The organism is Corynebacterium sp. KPL2830 (genome assembly GCF_040225635.1).
Lineage (GTDB): Bacteria > Actinomycetota > Actinomycetes > Mycobacteriales > Mycobacteriaceae > Corynebacterium.
The window spans coordinates 1-22,639 of the sequence record NZ_JBEHFR010000012.1 but is presented as its reverse complement, the minus strand read 5'-3'; the positions used below and the strand labels follow the sequence as shown (position 1 = coordinate 22,639).

Here is a 22,639-nt window from a genome sequence, read left to right as displayed (position 1 = left end):
CTTTGGTTAGTGGTTTTGGAGTTCTCGGGTAATGATTTGGGTCATTCCGTCGTGTCCTACGTCTGTTGGGTGTAGTGGCATGACGGATGGGACGGTTGGGGTCTGCACGAGCGTGGCCCATCGCTGGTTGGTGTCTGGTTGGCAGGGGTCGTGGGTCTTTGCTTGGTCGTGGAGGTTGATGAAGTTGACTCCGAGGTCGTGTGCTGCGCGTCCGATTTCGCGGTTGAATTCGTCTTCTGCGATTGTTGCGCCCGGGATAGTTACAGGGAGCTGCAGCTGGTCGTGGTTTACAACGCACAGGGTGTCGTTGACGGTCATTGGGACGTAATTGACCATGGTGATGCGGGCGTTGGGTGCGGCTTTACGAATTTTGTTGAATTGGAAGTCTAGTAGTCCGCGGTAGGTGGAGGCTTTGGGAACGTCGGGGAGGGTGGCGTTGGCTAGGGCATCGAAGTAGGTTCCTTGCTGGAGACCGCCGTACATGAACACTACTTCTTTGGTGTCTTGGCCGATGTTGCCTTTTTCGATGGCGTCGTCGACGTATTGGTTGATCCAGACGCTGGTTCCGTTGCAGGAGTAGTCGGCGAGGTTGTGGTCGAGGTTGTTGGCGGTTTGGTGCGCCCAGTTGTGTTTGTCGTTGAAGCAGGGATGGAAGGGGCGCTTATATGGAGAGGCTGATCCTCGGTCTCCTGGTGCGCCGCCGTTGGCGGTGAAGGAATCGCCGAAGGTGACCATTTCCTTGCCTTGGTCCGCATTTGCAGTCTGGGCCATGGTGAGGCTTGTGGTGAGGGCGATGAGTCCGGCGGTGATTTTGGTCTTTATGTTTTTCATATCTTTCGCCTTTGGTAGGGAATGTTTACAGAGTGCACTTTCGTGCGTGCGGCGGCTATTTTAGTGATTTTGTGGTGAAAGTCCAGTCTGTGGCTGAGCTGGGAGATTGCTTATTGGGCGATTCCGGGGGACAGCCTCTGCATCGAGATAAATGGTGATATAACTTTGCACGGCGTGTCAGCCTTTCCAAAGCTTCAAGTTCAACTTAAACTTAAGCGCACAATAGACAGCTCACGCCGCAGGTAGCAGTCCGGAGGAGGGGAACCTTCGGAATGCGGCCGCGGTAAATCTTCAAGGACGTTTACCTATGCGCAAAAACACTTCCCCGGGCAAGGCCCGCAAGGGGCTCGCGGTAGCAGCCATGCCGACCGCCATTGCCGTTGGACTTGCCCTGCTGCCCAATGCCACTGCCCAAAGCTCTCTTGGTGACATGAGCTCCGCTCAGCCAGGCAACGGCAGCAGCCTGTCTGATCACTTTGCGCCTAAGGATCCGCCGGCCCGTACCCCAGTGGAGACCGAATACCCACAGGTGGAGGGGCTGCCGGATGGCGTAAAGATCAACCGTGTGGAGTACCTGTCCAACCGTCACCTGATGGTTTATATCCAGTCCGCAGCCATGCCGGATCACGAGCAGAAGGTGCAGATCCAGCTCGCGCGCGACTGGTATTCGCAGCCGGAGAAGAAGTTCCCAGAGGTATGGGCACTTGATGGCCTGCGCGCTCGCGATGACGAGTCCGGCTGGACCATTGAGACCAATATCCTCAACCAGTATGCGGATCGCAACGTCAACCTCATCATGCCGGTGGGTGGCGAATCTTCCTTCTACTCCGATTGGCAGCAGCCGGATGCAGGGAAGAACTACAAGTGGGAGACTTTCCTTACCAAGGAATTGGTCCCAATTTTGGATCATGAATACCGCTCCAACCAGAAGCGCGCGGTGACTGGGCTGTCCATGGGCGGTACCGCAGCGGTCAACTTGGCGGAGCGTAACCCGCACTTGTTTGATTTCGTGGGTTCGTTCTCCGGCTACCTCGATATGACTACCCGTGGCATGCCACAGGCCATCATGGCTGCGCAGCGCGATGCTGGCGGCTACGATTCCCGCAAGATGTGGGGCGAGCCGGGCTCGCAGGATTGGATCGACCACGATCCGAAGCTGGGCATCGAAAACCTCAAGGACATGCAGGTCTATGTCTCTGCTGGTAACGGCAAGGACGACTTTGGCCAGGAAGACTCGGTGGCCAAGGGACAGGCAAGTCTGGCCGGCATGGGGCTGGAAGTTATCTCTCGGATGTCCACCCAGACCTTCGTGGATTACGCGAAGCGCGCCAATGTGGAACCAGTAGTGGAATTCCGGCCCTCCGGCGTGCACAGCTGGGAATACTGGCAATTTGAGATGCAAAATGCATGGCCGCACATTGCTGATGCCCTCGACCTTGACAAGGCTGACCGCGGTGCGGATTGTAATACCGAAGGCGATATCGCCAAGGCCACCAAAGAAGGCATACTCGGTTCCTGCCTGAATAACGAATATGATGTTGCCGGTAAGGGCAAGGCACAAGACTTCGAAACCGGTACGGCGTACTGGTCCCCGGAGAATGGTGCGCATGCGCTGTACGGCCGTATTGGCGCCCGCTATGCGGAAATCGGTGGCCCCACCTCCTGGTTGGGCTTCCCTAAGTCCGGTGAAACTAAGACGATGGATGGCAAGGGACGCCTCGTGCGTTTTGAACACGGTTCCATTTACTGGAGCCCAGAGACAGGCGCCTGGGAAATTACCAGCGACATGTACAAGAAGTGGGGCGAGAAGGGCTACGAAGGCGGCGATCTGAAGTTCCCGACCGGCCCGGTAAAGAAGGTGGGCGATGGCCTTGTCCAGGAATTCCAAGGTGGCATTCTGACCCGCAACCCGGACGGCAAGAACCAGGTCTCCTTTGGTGCCATTGGCAAAAAGTACAAGGACATGGGTGGCGCTGACTCCCCACTGGGCTTCCCCACGGACGGTGAGAAGAAGGTCGAGGGCGGCTTCTTCCAGGAGTTTGAACATGGCTCCATCTACTGGTCTCCAGAATCCGGCGCGCACTACATCTTGAAGGGCGCCATTATGGATGAATGGGGTAAGAAGGGCTGGGAGCAAGGCGAGATTGGCTGGCCCACCTCTGATTACTCCGAAATCGCAGCTGGTGGATTGAAGCAGGAGTTCCAGCACGGGACGATCAGTGAAGTCATGGGCCGCGTACAGACTGAAAAGAAGTAAACATGCGTAAATTAGCCCTCGTCGGAGCGGTCTTATGCCTCGGATTGGCAGGGTGTGACTCTGCCACCGTGGATAGTGACTCCGGCAATGACACCTCGGTGGCGCCGCTGTCGCGCGAAAAAACCTCCGAAGAATCGACCACGAGTAGTAGCGAGTCCGCATCCAGCAGCGCTTCCTCCTCGCAGGAGCCATCCGAATCCAAGGACGGTTCCAAGGAATCCGCGGAGCCGACGAATGGGTCCCGTTCAGTGAACTCCCCAGAGGATCGCGGTGCGCGCGAGATTTCAGAGATCCCCTCCGCGCAGCTGCCCAAGGAAGAGGCTGCGTACTTGGATTCGTTGAAGGATGCCGGCGTGAATGTCGATGGGGTAGAAGATCAGCTCCTCGGCGCCGGTCAGGGGGCCTGCGGTGACAATGGCATCACTATTCCTGCGGTAGCTGGGCAACTGATTGAACAGCAACGCTCTGACATGGATTATGAGGAGCTCACCAAGCTTCTCCAAGACAACGCACGTTCAACTCTTTGCTAGCTTTCTTTGAGGTTTTCCGGGTACAACTAGTTCATGCGAAAAATCATAACCGTCGTTGCCGTCCTCGCTCTCCTCGTCGTTATCGGCGCGGGGGCTGCGCATTACCTCACGAGCTCGGACTCGGCGGGGCCTAGCTCCCCCGAGGGGCCAGAATCCGGGCAGCCGCCGGAGGAATCCCAGCCGGATTGGTGCCCGAGTGCGGAGTTCATCTCCGCGCCAGGTACCTGGGAATCCGCTGCCGACGATGATCCCCTCAACCCTTCTGCCAATCCGCGCTCGTTCATGCTGTCTATTACGCAGCCGTTGCAGGAGGCCTACGGGGATGATGTAAAGGTGTGGACCCTTCCTTATACTGCGCAATTTAAAAATATCAATGCGCAGGAGGAAATGAGCTACGACGATTCCCGCAATGAGGGCACCGCGAAGATGAATGAGGAGCTGCGCGGCATGCATGATAGCTGCCCGCAGACCAAGTTTATTTTGAGCGGTTTTTCTCAAGGCGCGGTCATCGCCGGCGATGTGGCCGATGACATTGGTGGTGGCGAAGGCGCAATCCCCGCAGAGAATATCGCGGGCGTGGCGTTGATCGCGGACGGCCGGCGTGAAAACGGCGTGGGCCAAAATCCGGGACACGAGCTCGGCGGAATCGGTGCCGAGATTGCCTTGGAACCTGTCTCCGGACTCGTTCAGCCCATCGTGCCCGGAGCGACTATGCGCGGCGCGCGCCCGCACGGCTTCGGTGAGCTCGCGGATAGGACCTTCCAGATTTGTGCCCCCGATGACTCCGTGTGTGATGCACCCACCGGCGTGGGCAATGGTCTGGAACGCGCCAAGGATTTGATCGGGGCCAATGGAGTGCACGCGCAATATGCCAGCAACGAGGGCGTGATTGATGGGACTACCGCGAATCAGTGGGTTGTGGACTGGGCACACCAGGTCATTGACGCCGTGTACCATGAGGCGCTACAGCATCGATAATTTTTTAAGACAAAAGCATTTACTAAAGGAGAATCGATGGATTTACAGCAACTCATGGGGAAGTTTTTTGACGCCGAGGGCAATATCGCCCTCCCCGCAGAGCTCACCTTGGCAGGCCTGACCGAGACCCTCTACCAAGCAGACGCGGATACCTCGCAGATAGTCATGCGCCAGTGGCTCTACGGTGAGGAAGACACCGTCCGTGAGCTCAGCCGCCAAGAGATCAATACCCGGATCAAAGTGGTGGCAGCGCGCCTGCAACAAGTTGCAGAACCGGGTACCCGCGTGGCCATTCTGGCGGGCAACTCCCCCGAGTACCTCTTTGGTTTCTTAGGTGTGATATATGCGGGAATGACCCCGATTCCGCTTTATGATCCGAATGAGCCGGGGCATGCGGATCACCTCAAAGCGGTCTTTGCTGACTGCGAGCCCCCCATCGTGTTGACCAACCGCGTATCGGCTGCGGCGGTGCGCGCCTATTTCTCCACCGAGCGGGAGCGCCCGCGCGTCATCTCCATCAATGCGCTGCCTGACTCCTTGGCAGCGTCGTGGAAGCCGGTCGCTGGAGAGGGAGTGGAGTCCACCGCCTTCTTGCAGTACACCTCCGGTTCCACCCGCACCCCCGCCGGCGTGGAGCTCAGCAACCGCGCGATTTTGGTGAATGTGCTGCAGATCTTCCGGGCCGTAAACCTAGAGTTCCCACCGCGCGTGGTCTCGTGGCTGCCGATGCACCACGATATGGGCATCATCCTGGCGTTATTCGCCACGATTCTGGGCATCGAATTGGACATGATGACCCCGCGCGACTTCATCCAACATCCCAACCGGTGGGTTGAGCGCATCAGCCGCCAGCCGGGTGAAGAGAAGTATACCTATACCGCCGTGCCCAATTTTGCCCTGGAATTGGCCGCGCGCTACGGCAAGGACGCGGATTTCTCCAACGTTGATGGCATCCTCATTGGTTCCGAACCGGTGACGGAACCAGCGGTGCAGAAATTCTTAGACACCTTCAGCGTCGAGCGTTCCGTGCTGCGTCCCTCCTATGGTTTGGCGGAAGCAACCCTCATCGTTGCTACCGCGCAGGGTGAAAAACGCCCCGTCATTTCCCACTTCAACCGCGAAAAACTGGCGGATGGGCACGCTGTTATTGAAGAAAAGTCCGCTGCAACGGTGGCCTTCGCCTCGAATGGCCAGGGCGTCTCGTTCCAGCACCTGGCCATCGTAGATCCTGAAACCAAGGCTGAGGTCCCAGAGGGCACCATCGGTGAAATCTGGGTGCATGGACAAAATATGGCAACTGGGTATCTCAACCGCCCGGAAGAAACCGCGGCTACCTTCCGCAATACCCTGGGCGAGCGCATCCAGGATGGCCTGCCAGAAGACGACTGGTGGATGGCCACCGGCGATCTCGCCACCATCATTGAGGACGAGCTGTATATCACCGGGCGCCTCAAGGATCTCATCGTCATCGCTGGGCGCAACCACTACCCGCAAGACATTGAAGGCACCGTGCAGGAGGCATCCGCGCACGTGCGCCCAGATTCCATCGCCGCCTTTGCCGTGGAGGGCGAGAACTCAGAGTCCTTGGTGCTCTTGGTGGAGCGCGCCGATGACGCGGATCCGTCCGGCGACGCCGCCGCTGGCGAGGCCATTCGCACGGCCGTAACTAAGAATCACGGCATTACCCCGAGCGATATCGTGTGGAAGGCACCGGGCGAAATCAAGCGCACCTCCTCGCACAAGATTGCCCGCCGCGCAGCAAAAAAGGACTACCAAGCTTAAAGCCGGATTCGGACGTTAAGTTAACGAGGTGACAAAATAGAGCGATATAGGTATTTGTCGTTCTATTAACCCCACTAGGAAAGACGGTTTATGACCATCGAGCAACTTCGTGCATGGCTGCGTGACTGGGTATCCCAGGCCACGGGCGTTGCCGCCACAGAGATTTTAGATTCCACCCCACTGGAAAACTATGGTCTTTCCTCTCGAGATGCCGTGGTGCTGTCGGGTGAATTAGAAAATCTTTTAGGCACGCGGCTCGATGCCACGGTGGCGTATGAGTATCCCACGATTGAGCTCCTAGCCAATCGCCTGCTTACTGAGCCCGCGGGCCGGCGCGACGATGCCCCGCGCGTGCAGCGCACAACTCGCGCCGCGCAGGGTTCTGATATTGCGGTTATCGGCTTGTCCGGACGTTTCCCAGGCGCTAAAGATGTGCCGGAATTTTGGACCATGCTCGCGGAATCGCGCGCGGGCACGGGGCCGCTGCCGGTGGGGCGGTGGTCTGAGTACAGCGCGGATCCGGTAATGAGCGAGAAGATCGCGCAGCAAAATACCGACGGCGGTTATATCGACGATGTTGCATCCTTCGATGCGGAGTTCTTTGGCCTATCGCCGCTGGAGGCCGCGAACATGGATCCGCAGCAGCGCATCCTGCTTGAGTTGGTATGGCACGCGCTGGAGAACGCGGGCCTTCCCGCCAATGAGCTGCGCGGCACGCACACGGGCGTGTACATGGGCTCGACCAATAATGATTACGGCATGCTGATTACGGCCGATCCCACGGAGATGCACCCTTATGCGCTCACGGGTAATTCCTCGGCGGTCGTTGCTAACCGCATTTCCTATGCCCTGGATTTCCGCGGCCCGTCCATCAATGTGGACACGGCCTGCTCGTCTTCCTTGGTTGCGGTTGACCATGCGATCAAGGATCTGCGCACCGGCGCCGCCGATGTAGCGCTGGCGGGTGGCGTGAATATCTTGGCCGCTCCGCACGCCTCCACCGCCTTTTCGGAGCTCGGCGTGACCTCTCCTACCAGCGCCATTCATGCTTTTTCTGATGACGCCGATGGCATCGTGCGTGCCGATGCCGCCGGCGTGCTGGTGCTCAAGCGCCTACAGGACGCGGAGGATGATGGCGATGAAATCCTAGCCGTCCTCAAGGGTTCTGCCGTCAACTCTGATGGACATTCGAATGGCCTGACCGCGCCTAACCCAGAAGCGCAAGAAGACGTGCTGCGCCGCGCCTACGCGGATGCGGGCGTGGCGCCCGAGGACGTGGATTATGTGGAGGCCCACGGTACGGGCACCATCTTGGGCGATCCCATCGAGGCCAGCGCGCTCGGTCGCGTGCTGGGCGCTGGGCGCGGGATTGAATCGCCTGTGCTCTTGGGCTCTGCCAAGACCAATATCGGCCACTCCGAATCCGCCGCGGGCGTCGTGGGTCTCATCAAGGTCATCGAGGCCATGCGGCACGATATCATCCCGGCAAATATCAATTACGCTGGTCCGAACCGCTATATCGATTTCGTGGCCGAGCGCCTCGAGGTCGTTGAAGACCCGCGCGAGTGGCCGGAATACTCCGGGAAAAAGGTGGCCGGCGTATCGGGTTTTGGCTTTGGTGGCACGAATGCCCACGTCGTCTTGACGGATTACCAGGGCACCCCGCGTACCACCGAGCCGCAGCTATCCACCGACACGGTGGCGCTGCCGGTCTCCGGCCTCTTGCCCTCCCGCCGCGCGCGTGCGGCAGGCCTGCTCGCGGATTTCCTCGAGGCAGAACAACCAGACTTGGCCGATGTAGCGCGCACGGTCGCGCGCCGCAACCACGCGCGCTCGCGCGCCGTCGTCATGGCCAGCTCCACTGAAGATGCCATTAAGCGCCTGCGCCAGGTGGCCGAGGGCAAGGTGTCTGTCGGCATTGCCGCGGCGGATTCCCCGCACGTGCAAGGTCCGGTCTTCGTGTATTCAGGCTTTGGTTCCCAGCACCGCAAGATGGCGAAGGACATGATCGCCCTCTCGCCGCTGTTTAGCGCGCGGCTGAAAGAACTCGACGCTATCGTCGATTTCGAGTCCGGCTGGTCGATCCTGGATATCGTTGAGGACGATTCCCAAACCTATGACACGGAAACGGCGCAGGTTGCCATCACCGCCATCCAGATCGCGCTGACGGACCTATTGGCCTCCTTCGGCGTGCGCCCGGCGGGCGTTATGGGCATGTCCATGGGTGAAATCGCCGCGGCCTATGCTGCGGGCGGCATTTCCGCGCGGGATGCGATGATTATTGCCTGCCACCGCGCGCGCTTGATGGGTGAGGGAGAAGCATCGCTTAGCGAGGCCGACCAAGGCGCCATGGCCGTCGTCGAGCTGTCCGCCGAGGACATCGCCGCCCTCGATGCAGCCATCGAACCAGCCGTCTATACCGGGCCCGGCATGACCACCGTGGGCGGGCCGCGCCAGGCGGTACTGGACCTGGTGGAAAAACTCGATGGGGAAGGAAAATTCGCCCGCGCCCTCAACGTGAAGGCGGCGGGGCACACCTCCGCCGTCGATCCGATCTTGGGCGAGCTCGAAGCTGCCATCGCCGGCATGGAGGCCCGCCCGCTGCACACGACGCTCTTTTCCTCCGTGGATAAGGGCGAGGTCTACCGCCCCGGCGCCACCGTCCACGATGAGGATTACTGGCTGCGCATGACCCGCTACCCGGTGTATCTGCAGGACGCTACGGAACAGGCCTTTGCCGCAGGCCACACCCAGCTGGTGGAGATTTCGCCGAACCCGGTGGCGCTCATGGGGCTTATGTCTACCGCGTTTGCCGTGGGCAAGGCAGATGCGCAATTGCTGTATAGCCTAAAGCGCAAGGTGGATCCCACCGAGTCCTTGTTGGATCTATTGAGCAAGCTCTACGTAACCGGAAACCCGGTGAATTTCGCCGCCGTAGTGGGCTCGGGCGCGCAGGCGGAAGCGCCGTACACGCAGTTCAACCGCCAGCGTTTCTGGACCAATGCGCGGCCTTCGGCCGGGGTATCCGGCCTGCCCGGTACCCGCGTGAACCTGCCGGAGGGCAAGGTGGCCTTTTCCACCAACGCCGACCAAGCCCCGTCCGCGCTGGCTATCGTGGAGGCCGCCGCAGAAGCGGTGCAGCCTGGGGCACACATCGTGGCCGCGGAGGAACACCGCGATCTCCCGCCATACGGGGAAATTACCACCGTGGTCACCACGTCCATCGGCGGCATGTCCATCGCCGTCTACAGCGTGCAGGAGACCCGGACTGAGCTCTTGGCGGAAGGTTTTGCCTCCGGCTTGGACTTGGGCGCGGGTGCGATCCCTGGGGTCGCAGCGGTGCCAGAGGGCAGCGCCGCCCCGGAGCCGACTGCCGATGACGCGGATGTAGACGCGGTGCGCTGGGATCCGCGCCAAGAGACCGTCGAGGACCGCCTGGCGCTTATCGTGTCCGAATCCATGGGCTATGACGTCTCGGATCTGCCGCGCGAGCTGCCGCTGATTGACCTGGGCCTCGATTCCTTAATGGGCATGCGAATTAAAAACCGCGTGGAAAATGACTTCCAGATTCCACCGCTGCAGGTGCAGGCGCTTCGCGATGCCTCCTTGGCAGACGTCATCACCATGGTTGAGGAGGCCGTTGCCGGCGGCCGCTTTGATAATAGTGACGCTAGCGCCGAAGCTGCACCGACAGCTACAGAGCCCGCGGCCGCAGCAGACGACACCACCCAAGACTCAGAGCAGGGCGTCGGCGTCGCCCCGCGCGATGCCTCTGAGCGCATGGTCTTTGGCACTTGGGCAAGCATTACCAGCAAGGCCCCGGCGGGCGTGACCTCGCCGCTTCCGGAAATCTCTGCAGAAGTGGCCACACAGATCGCCGAGCGCTTGCGCGAGCGCGCCCACATCGACGTCACCGCGCAGCAGGTCCTCGACGCCGAGGCGCTGGAAACCTTGGCTGACCTGGTCCGCGAGGGGCTTGAAACCGAGGTGGAAGGCAATATTCGCGTCCTGCGCGAGGCCGATGGGCCAGCCGTATTCATGTTCCACCCGGCCGGTGGAACCACGGTGGTCTACCAGCCGCTGACCCGTCGGCTGCCAACTGACGTCGCCGTTTACGGCGTCGAAAGGATTGAAGGCTCCTTAGAAGAGCGCGCCGCCGCCTATATCGAGGACATCGTTCGCTATGCGCGCGGCCGCAAGGTCGTCCTTGGCGGTTGGTCCTTCGGTGGCGCCTTGGCCTATGAGGTGGCCTACCAGCTGGCAGAGCGCAGCAAGCGCGGGGAGGAGAGCACCGAGGTCGCCTTCATTTCCTTGCTCGATACCACGCAGCCCTCCCACCCGGCACCGGATACGCCGGAAGAAACCCGCGCCCGGTGGGAGCGCTACGCTGCCTTTGCCAAGAAGACCTATGGCCTGGACTTCGAGCCGCCGTACGAGATGTTGGAAACCATGGGCGAGGATGCCTTGATGACCATGCTGGCGGAATTCTTGGCCACGACGGATGCCTCCGAACACGGCCTATCCGCCGGCGTCCTGGAGCACCAGCGCGCGTCCTTCGTGGATAACCAGATTTTGGCCAAGATCGATTTCCACCGCTGGGCCGATGTCAACGTTCCCGTGCTGCTTTTCCGCTCCGAGCGGATGCATGACGGTGCGATCGAGCTGGAGCCGCGCTACGCTGAGGTTGATCCGGATGGCGGCTGGGGCGTTATCGTTAAGGATCTAGATATTGTGCAGCTGCCCGGCGATCACTTGGCAGTGCCGGACGAGCCAGCCATTGGCACCGTGGGCAAGCATATGAATGATTGGATCGAGGAGAAGATACGTGGCGGCCAAGCAAACAACCGCTGAGAAACTCGCTGACCTGCGCAAGCGCCTAGAAGAAGCGCAAGATCCAGGCAGCAAGCGTTCCCGCACACGCCGCGACGAGGCAGGCCGTACCACTCCTCGCCAGCGCATCAACGAGCTCTTGGATGAAGGTTCCTTCGTCGAAACCGGCTCCTTGGGCAAGACCCCGGGTGACCCGGAGGCCATCTATTCCGATGGCGTGGTCACGGGCTACGGCCGCGTTTCCGGCCGCCCCGTGTGTATTTATGCCCACGATAAGACAGTCTACGGCGGTTCCGTGGGTGTCACCTTTGGTAAGAAGGTCACCGAGATCATGGATATGGCCATCAAGATTGGCTGCCCGGTCATCGGCATCCAAGATTCCGGTGGCGCCCGCATCCAAGACGCGGTGACCTCGCTGGCCATGTACTCCGAAATTGCCCGCCGCCAGCTGCCGCTTTCTGGCCGCAGCCCGCAGATTTCCATCATGATGGGGAAATCCGCAGGTGGCGCGGTCTACGCGCCGGTCACCACTGACTTTGTCATCGCCGTGGATGAGGAAGCGGAAATGTATGTCACCGGCCCCAACGTCATCCGTGAGGTGACCGGTGAAGACGTCACCTCCGCTGAACTCGGCGGTGCCCGCCAGCAGGAGCTCAACGGCAACGTCTCTGCCGTGGTGGATTCTGAGGAAGACGCCTTTGACATGGTGCGCGATATTTTGGATCACCTGCCGCTGACCTGCTTTGACGAGTCGCCGACCTTCCCCGCTCCTTCCGATGCCGAAATCACCGAAGACGAGGATCTAGATTCCTTCATGCCGGATGACACCAACGCCGGCTACGACATGATGGATTTGCTCACCCAGCTTGGCGATGACGATGAGCTCATCGAAATCCAAGAAAACTTCGCGCCGAATATGATCACCGCCTTTGGCCGCATCGACGGCAAAACGGTGGGCTTTGTGGCCAATAACCCCATGCACTTGGCCGGCTGCATCGATGCCGATGCCGCCGATAAGGGCGCGCGATTTATCCGCATCTGCGATGCCTATAACGTTCCGCTCGTCTTCGTCGTCGATACGCCGGGCTACCTGCCGGGCGTGGAGCAAGAGAAGGTGGGCCTGATTCACCGCGGTGCGAAGTTTGCCTTCGCGGTCGTGGAGGCGACCGTGCCAAAGGTCTCGCTCATCGTGCGCAAGGCCTACGGCGGCGCCTATGCCGTCATGGGGTCGAAGAACTTAAGCGGCGATATTAATTTGGCGTGGCCTACCGCGCAGATCGCCGTCATGGGCGCGGCCGCCGCCGTGGTCATGATCGCAGGCAAGCAGCTCGAGGCCGCCGAGACCCCAGAGCAGCGCGAGACGACCAAGAAGATGTTCATGGACTTCTACGATGAGACCATGACTGCGCCCTACGTGGCAGCGGAGCGCGGCTACCTCGATGCCATGATTCAGCCGAATCAATCGCGCATTGCCCTGCGCCAGGCGCTGCGGCAATTGGCCACGAAGACGGCGCATGACCTGCCCAAAAAGCACAATATTGCGCCGATGTAACGCGGTGCTACGGCGTCGCGATACCTAAATAAGAGTTTCGTGACAGCTGAAGGAGAATCCCTTGTTTAATTTGCTCTACGCTCTCGACCTGATTGGTGAGATCATTGGCTACGCTTACTGGGCGTACAACCAGTTCGTAGCGGGCCTGCCAATCAACGTGCCGTTCTAAGCTGAGAATATTTCGCACATATTTAAGGCTCCGAGGCTTGTTCGCCTCGGAGCCTTTTTACATGGTGTAGGGGGAGAGCAAGTATTTACTGGCTTCCCTTCTCGTGCTGTAGGGCGGCGTCGATCGCCTTTACTGATTCGATGATGTGCGGGATGGTGCCGGTCGGGTGAGTGTGGGCGTTATTGGGGATGAAAGTGACATCGGCGCCGCGCTCAGTCCATTCATCGACGAGCTTTTCAGCGGTAGAAAACGGAATAACGTCGTCACCGCGGCCATGCGTGATGACGACTGGAATAGCGGGTGCATCGTAGCCAATATGCTGCTCTGCCAGTATCGATTGGAAAGGCTCGCTGTCAATAAAGTCCTGCACGTTCCTGCCATCGTTGCTGATCCGCTCCACGGTAGTGCCGGCGGTTTTAAGAAGCCCCATGGTGCAGGTATTCGTCGCATCCTGTAGCTTTCGTGTGCCCCTGTCATTGAGATGCGAGTACAGATCCTCGCCATAGGAGTTGCTTAGTCCCAAAAGGGCATACGCCTCGAAGAGGAAATACAATGATCCATCGAGGGCAGAAGGCAACAACGTTAGATCTGTTGGGGCAGCACCAATAGTCGCAAGCTTGATGTTGAGCTCCGGAGCATAGTCGTCATATAGCTCGGCGGCAGCGGCAGCGGCTCCTCCGCCTTGGGAATAGCCATTGATAAATACTGGGTTGGATTCGTTAATGTCCCAGCCATCCAGCTGCTGCGCAGCTCGAATGCTATCGAGGACCGTGTGTCCTTGGGATGCGCGATCCATGTACGTGTGCATGCCAGGGGTGCCAAGCCCCTCATAGTCGGTGAGTACTACGGCATAGCCCTTTTTAAGGTACTGATGGAAATAGAACTGCTCGTAGTCTCCTACCCCGTCTGCAATTTTACGGGAGGCGGCACAACGGTCCGCTAAACCATGAGTACCCGGCGCAAATGCCACGACAGGGCGTGGGCCCTCTCCGTCCCACTCGGTTTTAGGCTCAATGACCATCCCGCTTACTTGGATCTTTTCTCCGGAGTGGTTGGTGGATGAATAGAGCATGCGTTCTGCCTTATAAGGGCCAACGTTGTTGATGCCAAGTGGGTTTTTGGGATTGCGCACAGATTCTGTTCGGAAGAGCTGTCCTGGCTCCGAAAAATCGAGGTCTACCGGATCATGATAGAAAGCAGTGTATTGGTCTCCAATATGGTCACCTGAACCCAACAGCCCTGATGAAAGGGGAGGTAGTGTGGAGGATTCTTCGGCGATTGACGCCGCCTCTTGTGAATTCTTGGCCGGGGCTGAGCCTTTAAGGGCTTCGTCAATAAAAGCGGATTCTGGAAGCTCTGAATTCTCTTCAATCGGTGGAGCCGATTCGACAGAATCGATAGCCCCGGCGACAGGGCTAGCGGCAGTGATGAGAACCCCTGAGGCCACAAGCGCTAGATAGTTACGGGTTGCAGCTTTCACTACGGGAGCCTTTCAACTTCTTGTAGGGATAATTGAGCGGTATCCGATTTTGAAATTCTGTGTTCGGATACGGGCAATTATTCACTAAAAGCTTTTCCCGTACTATTAGTTTGAAATGTTATTTTGAGCCGATCACCCCTACAAGAGGCGAGGTGGACAGCGCAAAGCCAAAAACTGATGATTGAATTTGACTGATGTGTGCCCTAGGGAAAGCGTCTTTCCCATGGGATGGGCGTATTTATTTACGGGCAAATAGCCGCCAGCCAAAGAAGAACAGGGCGGACATCACGGTCGCAACGATGAGGAAGCTCCAATGGGGCAGGCGGCCATTGACCATGATCCACAGGGCCATGCCGCCGATGATGGCAGACAGCCAGACTACAACGCCCTCTTTCCACTTGCCCTGGACCTTTGTGGCGAGGATGATGGCCCAGCCGATGAGCGCGCCTACCGCCCAAGGCCAGAAGGCATCGACCCAGCTGGAAAAGCTCAATCCGCCGTGGGCGAGGCGGGCGGCGATGGCGAAAATCATCAAGGCGATGATGTCAATGAGCGGAGCGATACGCGTGGAAGTCATACGGTTTCCTTTTCTTTTTCTTTACGGGATAGCGCGGCGTAGGTAATGCCCTTGCGGGCATAGTGCCAGAAGTAAATGATCCAGCCAATAGCGGTGATGAAGGCAAAAGAGATAAGGCGGTAGATGATCGCCGTGCTGGTGGCATCGACTGCGGTCATGCCCGTGGCCACGAGCGTGGCGATGATCGCCGCTTCCACCGTGCCGAGACCCGCCGGAGTGACCTGGGCGGAGCCGGCCAGCTTGGCGGTGAGATAAGCCAGCGCGACGCCGGCGATGGTGGTGGTGTTATCGGCCGAGTCGGTCGTGGGCATTTGGCCGGTCACGGCCCAGACGCAGCCCCAGAGCGCGACCATGTCAATGAGCCGGTTGGCCAAGGAGTAGAACGACGCCCAGGCGAATTGCCGGCGGGTGAGGTGCACTTCCTTGAGGCTCTCTACGTGCTCGAGCAGTGCTTCGCGCTTGGAACCCTTTATCAGCCGCTGCTTTTTTACCCAGCGCTCGAGCGTTTCGGGGTGGTTGCTTAGCCAGAAGAGCCCGCCGGAGAGCGCCAGCATCGCTGCCAATGTGCCGATGAGGGACCACAGGGCCATATCGGCATTGAGGAAGAGCACGCCGCCGAGCCCAATAAGCACCAGCCACAGGGTGGAAATGGCCGATGACAGCACAAAGAACCAGCCGCACAGGACCACCGAGGCGCCCCAGGTGCGCTGCACGTGGAAGGTCAAAATGGCAGAAAAGGCTGGGCCTGCGGGCATCGTGGTGGACCAAGAATTGGATGCAAAGGTAAGGGCGGCGGTTTCCGTCGCTTCCACCTCCACGCCACCGGCCCGGATAAGCAGGCGCATGACCTCACCCATCGCCACGACGGAGAGGATAGAGGCAACGACCACGAGCGTTACCGGCCCTGGTTCGGCGTGGGAGAGCCGGGAGAAGCCTTCGCTTAAAAAGTCCAGCTCATCGCGGAAGACATAGATGAGGATGGCCAGGATGACGAGCGAGGCGATGACTTGCAGCCAATTTTTCAATTATTTATCTCCTTCAAGGCGCCGCTTTAACTCACTGAAGGGAATGGTCTTCCCACGGCGGGTGGTACTACCAGAAAGCCTAGTGGTCAAGTGGTGCAACCAGCTAGGCGCCCACCAGTTATCCTCGCGCAGCAGGTGCATAACGGCGGGTACGAGGAGCATGCGGACAATGGTGGCATCGATAAGCAGCGCAAAAATCATGCCGTACGCGATGTATTTCATCATCACGATATCGGAGAAGCCGAACGCGCCCGCCACCACGATCATAATCAGGGCCGCCGCTGTGATGATGCCGCCGGTATGCGCGGTGCCTGCGGCGATGGCCTCATCCGTGGAATCGCCGCGCCGCCGCGCCTCCACCATGCGGGAGACCAAAAAGACCTCGTAGTCGGTGGACAGTCCATAAATGATGGCGATGATCAGCACCAGAATGGGGCTCATCAGCGGGCCGGGCGAGAAGTTCAGCGCGCCAGAGCCCACGCCGATGACGAACATGAGCGTCAGGATGCCCAGGGTGGCACCCAAGGTCAGAAGCGTCATGACAATGGCCTTAATCGGCAGCACGAAGGAGCCAAAGACTAATGCCATGAGGATGAAGGTGGCGAGGACGACGTACAGCGCCATCCACGGCAGCTTGTGGAAGAGCGCATCGAGCGATTCCACCTCCATGGCTGGCGTGCCGCCGACATACAGGTTCACGCCCTCGGGCGCTTTGACGTCCTCGAGCTCGTGGACGATCCGCGCGTAGTCCTCGCGGTCCTTAATGCCGGCCGAAAGGACCGTGGTTCCGTCCTTGGTGGCGGTCGATGGCCCCATGGGCTCGGTAAGGCCGTCGAGGCCGCGGACTTGCATGACGACATCGACAAGCTGCTCGTTGGTGGCGCCTTCCACCACGAGCTTGACCGGCTCGGTGCGGAAGGCAGGGAACTCGTCGTTGAAGGTATCCTGCGCCACGCGGGTGTCGTGGTTGGGTGGCAGGTAGGTCTCGTTGATGCCGCCGAAGGTGATGCTCATGATCGGCAGTGCGAGCGCAATGAGCAGGCCACAGATGGCCAGGGTCAGGCCCTTGGCGCGGCGCATGGCCCAGCGCGGCAGCTTGTACCACCAGGTGTCCTGAATGGTGCGGGCCGTGCGGGAGGTACGGCGTACCGACCACAGGTCGATCTTGGGCCCGAGCATGCCAAACAGGGCCGGCAAGACGGTGACGGACAAAAGGGCCGCCAGGCCGACGGCGGAAATCGAGCCATAGGCAACGGACTTCAAGAAGGCCTGGGGGAAGAGGAAGAGCCCAGAGAGCGCGACGGCGACCATCGCCGCGGAAAAGACCACGGTCTGCCCGGCGGTGGCGGTGGTGGTGGCCACGGCATCCTTGGTGGAGCTTCCCTTGTTCAGTTCCTCGCGGAAGCGGGAGACCATAAATAGGCCGTAATCGATGGCCAGGCCCAGCCCCAGCAGCGTGACCACTGCCTGGGCAAAGACGTTGACCTGCAGGAAACCGGCCAGGACGGCCAAAATGCCCAGCGAGCCCAGGATGGATAGGCCACCGACGATAAGCGGCATGAACGCCGCCACTACGGAACCAAAGACCACCAGAAGCAGCAGGCCAACGAGCGGGAGCGCGGCCTTTTCCGCGCGCGCAATATCTTCTGCCATGCCTTCATCGAGTGCGTCTGCCACGGCCGTGGCGCCGGCAACCTCGACCGGCGCGGAGGTATCCGTCAGCGCACCCTCGATGGCGCGGAAATCCTTCAGCGTTTGTTCGTCATCGCTCTTGAGCCCAATGGCGGCAAAGGCTAGCGAGTGATCATCATTGACCAGGTTGGGATTTTTGCTATCGAAATAGCTGGTGACAGAGTCAATCTGGTCCGGGTAATCCTCTTTGAGCTGCGCCAAGTGCTCCTTGGCGGCATCGAAGTTCTCATCGGGCGAGCTAAAGAGCAAAATCACGTCGCCGGAATTATCGCGGCCGAACGTTTCTTGTTCGATTTGCGCCGCGCTTGTCGATGCCGCCTTCGGGTCCTCCCAGCCCTCCTGGCTCATGCGTTCCTCGAGCTGGGTTCCAAAGCCTACGAAGAGGGCAAGGATGGCACCGAGGATGACGATGGGAATGACCTTGCGGTGCGCGTAGGAAAATCGTCCCCATTTTTCAAACATGTGGGGTAAGCCTCCTAGCTATTATTTAGTAGCGCAGCCAGCGGGCGGAATGGCTGGAGCCATGCACCACCTTCAGGCAGGTTATCCAGGTTGACGCGGGGCAGCGGCTCGCGGAAGACGCCGTCAATATCTTCTAAGTCAACGAACTCGATCTCGGGGTGGCCCACGGCCCAAGAGGCATGTTCGTGGAAACCCAGGACGGTAACAGGCAGGCCCTCATCAATGAGCTCTTCTAACAAGGGCTGAAAGTTCTGACCATCGGCAGAGGCCACCACGACGCCGGCGAGATCATCGCGCAGTTTTTCAATGTGGTCGATCATATCCGGATCCACGTCATCATCCTCGTGGATCTTCGGCTTGGCAAAGACGCCAAAGCCCACGTTGCGGATGGCCTCTACCCACGGGCGAATCACATCGGCGCCACCGGGGGAGACATTGGTAAATACTGCGGCCTGCGGATCCGCATCGACATCCACCGCGCGGTAGACCAGCCACCGGCCGATGGCATCAAAACGCGGGCGGTGTGCCGCGGTGGGGCGCCCGCCGAGCAGCGAGCCGAGCCCCATATCCATATTGGGTGCGTCCCACACCAGTAGATAGGTGCTCATTTACTTCTTCTCCCACAGATATTCAGTAATGACGTGTTCTTTATCTAGGCCCTTGCCCTCAAACTTGGTGATGTTCTGGCGATCCACCAATTGCGGGCAACCCGGCCACGGCCAGCCCTTGTACTCCAGGCTGGGCTCAACGTGCACGAGCTCATCTATCCATTCGGCATAACCGGCGTGATCGGTCGCAACGTGCAGGACGCCACCCTTCTTTAATCGGGAGGCAAAGAGGTTGAGCGTGCCAGATTGGATGATGCGGCGCTTGTGGTGGCGCGCCTTGGGCCAGGGGTCCGGGAAAAAGACGCGGATGCCGTCCAGGGATTCCGGGGCAATCATGCGCACCATGACCTCCACGCCATCTCCGCGGATCATGCGGATATTATCGATGCCCTCGCGCTCCACCTGCCCCATGAGCTTGGCCAAGCCAGGCTTATAGAGCTCTACCGCGATGATATTGGTGTCTTGCTCCAGCGGTGCCATGGCCGCGGTGGAGGTACCGGTGCCGGAGCCGATTTCCACGATGGTCTTGGCGCCGGTGCGGCCGAACCACTCATCGACATCGATAAGCTCATCGCTTAAGACGCGGCCCAGCTCGGGCCAGCGTTGCTCAAAAAGCTGGTGCTGGTTATCCGTGAGCGTGCCGCGGCGGAAGGTGACATTGCCCAGGCGCGGGTAGTCCAGGTCATTATCAAAGACCGTATTGAAGTCCGTTTGCGGCGGGCGGCCCGGCGGCATTTCTCCGGCAGGGGTGTTTTGAGAATTATCCGTGCTATTCATTGCGCCCTATTTTTCCCTGTCCAGGCATGGCAAGCAATATGCCGCGCCGGGTATTTTCCCCACCGTATGGGGGGAGGGAGGATAACTGGTGGATTCTGCGGGGGTGGTTCTTTGTGGCATAGAATGGGTAAATAGGAAACTTTAATACCCCCGAAATGGTGTGGAGAAAATCACGCTTGATATCACAATTATCCACAGTGTGCTCGGTAAATGTCCGCTCACGGCGGTGGATATAACCGGAGTGGGAAAAATGACACTTAATGTGACCAATATTTTGTCTTTGCCGGTTAATCTGGAGGCGGAAGGCAAAGTTGGGCCGTGATATGCCCCGATTTTCACATCCTATCCAGAGGAGAATTTTTCATGACCGCCACCATTCAGGGCCTCGTTGGAGAGCTGCCTACAGACAATCAAGAACTGATCGATTGGATTAATGAAAGCGTTGAGCTTTTCCAGCCGGACGAGGTGGCTTTTGTGGATGGCTCACAGGAAGAGGCTGACCGCCTCGCCGCAGAGCTGGTCGATAAAGGCACCCTCATCAAGCTCAATGAGGAAAAGCGCCCGAATTCCTACTTGGCGCGGTCCAACCCTGCGGACGTTGCCCGCGTGGAATCCCGCACCTTCATCTGCACCTCGAAGGAAAAAGATGCAGGCCCAACCAATAACTGGGCACCGCCAAAGGCCATGAAGGAAGAAATGACGGAGGCCTTCCGTGGATCCATGAAGGGCCGGACCATGTACGTCGTTCCTTTCTGCATGGGCCCGATTAGCGATCCAGAGCCCAAGCTCGGCGTGCAGTTGACCGATTCCGCTTATGTGGTCTTGTCCATGCGCATCATGACCCGCATGGGCGCAGAAGCACTGGACAAGATCGGTACGGACGGCGATTTCGTCCACGCCCTCCACTCCGTCGGCGCCCCGCTGCAGCCAGGCGAAGAAGACGTTGCCTGGCCGTGCAACGACAATAAGTACATCACCCAGTTCCCAGAGACCAAGGAGATTTGGTCCTACGGTTCCGGTTACGGTGGCAACGCCATCTTGGCCAAGAAGTGCTACGCGTTGCGCATCGCGTCCGTCATGGCTAAGGAAGAAGGCTGGATGGCTGAGCACATGCTCATCCTGAAGCTGACCAACCCTCAAGGAAAGAACTACCACGTCGCCGCCGCATTCCCATCCCAGTGCGGTAAGACCAACCTGGCCATGATCACCCCCACCATTCCTGGCTGGAAGGCTGAGGTCGTAGGCGATGACATCGCCTGGCTGCACCTGCGCGAGGACGGCCTTTACGCTGTGAACCCGGAAAACGGATTCTTCGGCGTTGCCCCTGGCACCAACTACGATTCCAACCCGATCGCCATGGATACCATGAAGCCGGGCAATACCTTGTTCACCAACGTTGCGCTTACCGATGACGGCGACGTCTGGTGGGAGGACATGACCGAGGAGGCACCAGAGCACCTCATCTCTTGGACCGGTGAGGACTGGACTCCGGCATCGTCCACCAAGGCCGCACACCCGAACTCCCGCTACTGCGTACCGATTTCCCAGTGCCCCACCGCCGCGCCGGAATACGACGACTGGAAGGGCGTCAAGATCGATGCCATCCTCTTCGGCGGCCGCCGCAAGACCACGGTTCCGCTGGTCACCCAGTCCTTCGACTGGGACCACGGCACCATGATCGGTGCACTGCTGTCCTCCGGCCAGACCGCAGCCGCAGAGGGCGAAGTTGGCGCGCTGCGCCACGACCCGATGGCCATGCTGCCGTTCATGGGCTACAACGCCGGTGACTACTTGCAGCACTGGATTGACATGGGCAAAAAGGGCGGCGACCGCATGCCAGAGGTATTCCTGGTTAACTGGTTCCGCCGCGGCGACGACGGCCGCTTCCTGTGGCCGGGCTTTGGTGAGAACTCCCGCGTCCTCAAGTGGATCATCGACCGCATCGAAGGCAACGTGGAAGCCGAGGACACGGTGGTCGGACGCACCGCCCGCGCCGAGGACATCGACTTGGAAGGCCTTGACTTTGAAGTCGACGACGTTCGCGCCGCACTCGCCGTTGACCCGAAGGAATGGGAAGGCGATATGCAAGACAACGCCGAGTACCTGAACTTCTTGGGTTCCCGTGTGCCTGAGGAAGTGTGGGACCAGTTCCGCGCCCTGAAGAAGCGCGTGGAGGACGCAGCTTCCTAACGCGTTTATCCGCGGTAATTCCCCGCATAAAGCTAACCCCAGCAGCGTAATGCTCTGGGGTTAGATCTTTGTTGGGGTTAAACAACACATTCTGTGGTTTAGGCCTCGGAACGATTCCTGCACTACGAAAGTGGGAATAAATCGTCTCTAGGATTGGTCACGGATCCAACAGGGCCCCTCGGCGAGTGCCTCAACCGGTGAGGATCGGGACGTCGTTATTCGATGAGCTTGCTGTAGTGTGGTCGGGCTTTCATTACATGGATTAATAGTTCGTCCCCGTCGGAGGCAACAACCACGACGGTTTCCAGCAGTCGAGCATGGGTATCAAAACCGAGGCGGAGTTCTCGCCATTGACTAGGGTCATCATCAAGAGGCTCTATCCACAGTGGATAGGAAGCAGCATGGATTCCGTCGGTTTCTGCGATACCGTGCTTTGTGGCAGATTTGGCTGCTCTCATGCCGCCGTGAGTGCGCTGATTGCTTGGCGGACAAGCTCGGATCGGGTGAGATTCTTTTCCGTAGCCAGGCGATCTAGGGCGCTAAGTTCATCGGCAGTCAGGCGCACAGCAACGACCTGAGCAGGCTCCGCCCCGCGACCGGGGCGTCCACGTCCGCGCTTTTTCAACACTTCTGGATCGTAGCCTTCTTCTGCTTCGGAAACCCAATTGTCGAGTTGGTCTTGAGTGATGTTCACAGGCATGAAAATATCGTATAACGAAAATTGTGCGCTGTCGATATGAAGCGTTGTGAGTTTAGGTCCTACCTCGGCTACTGAACTAGCGCTTCTTTCTCCCGCTGCGCAGGGACTCCTTAGCCCGATAGTGTTATGTCCATGAGGTTTTTGGACTTGGAGTCCAGCTACTTTTTGGACTCGGAGTCTAGGGACTTTGTGGACGCGG

The 22,639-nt window shown here is 59.2% G+C and carries 16 protein-coding genes; 7 read left to right on the top strand and 9 right to left on the bottom strand.

Annotation, left to right across the window (positions count from 1 at the left end; all coding sequences use genetic code 11):
• Positions 1–6 precede the first annotated feature (6 nt).
• Positions 7–831, bottom strand: a complete 825-nt coding sequence (locus tag ABRP87_RS05640) for a GDSL-type esterase/lipase family protein (RefSeq protein WP_349868013.1) — start codon at positions 829–831, stop codon at positions 7–9.
• Positions 832–1,138: 307 nt separating this feature from the next.
• Between ABRP87_RS05640 and ABRP87_RS05635 the strand changes: the two genes are divergently transcribed.
• The 6 genes from ABRP87_RS05635 to ABRP87_RS05610 all read left to right on the top strand — a co-directional run bounded on the left by ABRP87_RS05635 (position 1,139) and on the right by ABRP87_RS05610 (position 12,760).
• On the top strand, positions 1,139–3,088 hold the full coding sequence (locus tag ABRP87_RS05635) for an alpha/beta hydrolase-fold protein (protein ID WP_349868012.1): 1,950 nt from the start codon (positions 1,139–1,141) through the stop codon (positions 3,086–3,088).
• Positions 3,089–3,090: 2 nt separating this feature from the next.
• Positions 3,091–3,618 (top strand): hypothetical protein, encoded by a 528-nt coding sequence (locus ABRP87_RS05630; RefSeq protein WP_349868011.1) that lies wholly within the window; start codon positions 3,091–3,093, stop codon positions 3,616–3,618.
• A gap of 33 nt (positions 3,619–3,651) precedes the next feature.
• Entirely contained in the window at positions 3,652–4,596 is a 945-nt protein-coding gene (locus ABRP87_RS05625) for a cutinase family protein (RefSeq protein WP_349868010.1), read from the top strand.
• Between the two features lie 36 nt (positions 4,597–4,632).
• Complete coding sequence (locus ABRP87_RS05620) at positions 4,633–6,378, top strand: FadD32-like long-chain-fatty-acid--AMP ligase (protein WP_349868009.1); 1,746 nt, start codon at positions 4,633–4,635, stop codon at positions 6,376–6,378.
• Between the two features lie 90 nt (positions 6,379–6,468).
• Positions 6,469–11,229 carry a beta-ketoacyl synthase N-terminal-like domain-containing protein gene (locus ABRP87_RS05615; protein WP_349868008.1) on the top strand — a complete coding sequence of 1,587 codons (4,761 nt, stop codon included), beginning with the start codon at positions 6,469–6,471 and terminating at the stop codon, positions 11,227–11,229.
• On the top strand, positions 11,204–12,760 hold the full coding sequence (locus ABRP87_RS05610) for an acyl-CoA carboxylase subunit beta (RefSeq protein ID WP_349868007.1): 1,557 nt from the start codon (positions 11,204–11,206) through the stop codon (positions 12,758–12,760). Before ABRP87_RS05615 ends, ABRP87_RS05610 begins: the two co-directional genes overlap by 26 nt.
• A 254-nt stretch (positions 12,761–13,014) precedes the next feature.
• Here the strand turns inward: ABRP87_RS05610 and lipS1 are convergent, their stop codons facing one another.
• The 6 genes from lipS1 to trmB form a co-directional block, all read right to left on the bottom strand.
• Positions 13,015–14,409: a triacylglycerol lipase LipS1 gene (lipS1, locus tag ABRP87_RS05605; RefSeq protein ID WP_349868006.1), complete on the bottom strand. Its 1,395-nt coding sequence runs from the start codon at positions 14,407–14,409 to the stop codon at positions 13,015–13,017.
• Between the two features lie 238 nt (positions 14,410–14,647).
• Positions 14,648–14,986, bottom strand: a complete 339-nt coding sequence (locus tag ABRP87_RS05600) for a DUF3054 domain-containing protein (protein WP_239275399.1) — start codon at positions 14,984–14,986, stop codon at positions 14,648–14,650.
• Positions 14,983–16,011, bottom strand: a complete 1,029-nt coding sequence (locus tag ABRP87_RS05595) for a lysylphosphatidylglycerol synthase transmembrane domain-containing protein (RefSeq protein WP_349868005.1) — start codon at positions 16,009–16,011, stop codon at positions 14,983–14,985. Before ABRP87_RS05595 ends, ABRP87_RS05600 begins: the two co-directional genes overlap by 4 nt.
• Complete coding sequence (locus ABRP87_RS05590; protein ID WP_349868004.1) at positions 16,012–18,165, bottom strand: MMPL family transporter; 2,154 nt, start codon at positions 18,163–18,165, stop codon at positions 16,012–16,014.
• Between the two features lie 14 nt (positions 18,166–18,179).
• A complete protein-coding gene (locus tag ABRP87_RS05585) occupies positions 18,180–18,773 on the bottom strand; it encodes an NYN domain-containing protein (RefSeq protein WP_005285198.1) in 594 nt (197 codons plus the stop codon).
• Positions 18,774–19,550, bottom strand: a complete 777-nt coding sequence (trmB, locus tag ABRP87_RS05580) for a tRNA (guanosine(46)-N7)-methyltransferase TrmB (RefSeq protein ID WP_349868003.1) — start codon at positions 19,548–19,550, stop codon at positions 18,774–18,776.
• A 363-nt stretch (positions 19,551–19,913) separates the two neighbouring features.
• On the opposite strand from trmB, the gene ABRP87_RS05575 reads away from it, so the two are divergent.
• Positions 19,914–21,740 (top strand): phosphoenolpyruvate carboxykinase (GTP), encoded by a 1,827-nt coding sequence (locus ABRP87_RS05575; protein WP_349868002.1) that lies wholly within the window; start codon positions 19,914–19,916, stop codon positions 21,738–21,740.
• Positions 21,741–21,955: 215 nt separating this feature from the next.
• On the opposite strand, the gene ABRP87_RS05570 is transcribed toward ABRP87_RS05575, so the two are convergent.
• Positions 21,956–22,198 (bottom strand): toxin, encoded by a 243-nt coding sequence (locus ABRP87_RS05570; protein ID WP_349864295.1) that lies wholly within the window; start codon positions 22,196–22,198, stop codon positions 21,956–21,958.
• Positions 22,195–22,440, bottom strand: a complete 246-nt coding sequence (locus tag ABRP87_RS05565; protein ID WP_005285139.1) for a ribbon-helix-helix domain-containing protein — start codon at positions 22,438–22,440, stop codon at positions 22,195–22,197. The genes ABRP87_RS05570 and ABRP87_RS05565 overlap by 4 nt, the downstream gene beginning before the upstream one ends.
• Positions 22,441–22,639: the final 199 nt, after the last annotated feature.

Excerpts from the sequence above, each read along its gene's own strand:
- ABRP87_RS05640 (WP_349868013.1), bottom strand. The coding sequence starts at position 831 with ATGAAAAACATAAAGACCAAAATCACCGCCGGACTCATCGCCCTCACC.
- ABRP87_RS05635 (WP_349868012.1), top strand. The coding sequence starts at position 1,139 with ATGCGCAAAAACACTTCCCCGGGCAAGGCCCGCAAGGGGCTCGCGGTA.
- ABRP87_RS05630 (WP_349868011.1), top strand. The coding sequence starts at position 3,091 with ATGCGTAAATTAGCCCTCGTCGGAGCGGTCTTATGCCTCGGATTGGCA.
- ABRP87_RS05625 (WP_349868010.1), top strand. The coding sequence starts at position 3,652 with ATGCGAAAAATCATAACCGTCGTTGCCGTCCTCGCTCTCCTCGTCGTT.
- ABRP87_RS05620 (WP_349868009.1), top strand. The coding sequence starts at position 4,633 with ATGGATTTACAGCAACTCATGGGGAAGTTTTTTGACGCCGAGGGCAAT.
- ABRP87_RS05615 (WP_349868008.1), top strand. The coding sequence starts at position 6,469 with ATGACCATCGAGCAACTTCGTGCATGGCTGCGTGACTGGGTATCCCAG.
- ABRP87_RS05600 (WP_239275399.1), bottom strand. The coding sequence starts at position 14,986 with ATGACTTCCACGCGTATCGCTCCGCTCATTGACATCATCGCCTTGATG.
- ABRP87_RS05590 (WP_349868004.1), bottom strand. The coding sequence starts at position 18,165 with ATGTTTGAAAAATGGGGACGATTTTCCTACGCGCACCGCAAGGTCATT.
- ABRP87_RS05585 (WP_005285198.1), bottom strand. The coding sequence starts at position 18,773 with ATGAGCACCTATCTACTGGTGTGGGACGCACCCAATATGGATATGGGG.
- trmB (WP_349868003.1), bottom strand. The coding sequence starts at position 19,550 with ATGAATAGCACGGATAATTCTCAAAACACCCCTGCCGGAGAAATGCCG.
- ABRP87_RS05575 (WP_349868002.1), top strand. The coding sequence starts at position 19,914 with ATGACCGCCACCATTCAGGGCCTCGTTGGAGAGCTGCCTACAGACAAT.
- ABRP87_RS05570 (WP_349864295.1), bottom strand. The coding sequence starts at position 22,198 with ATGAGAGCAGCCAAATCTGCCACAAAGCACGGTATCGCAGAAACCGAC.
- ABRP87_RS05565 (WP_005285139.1), bottom strand. The coding sequence starts at position 22,440 with ATGCCTGTGAACATCACTCAAGACCAACTCGACAATTGGGTTTCCGAA.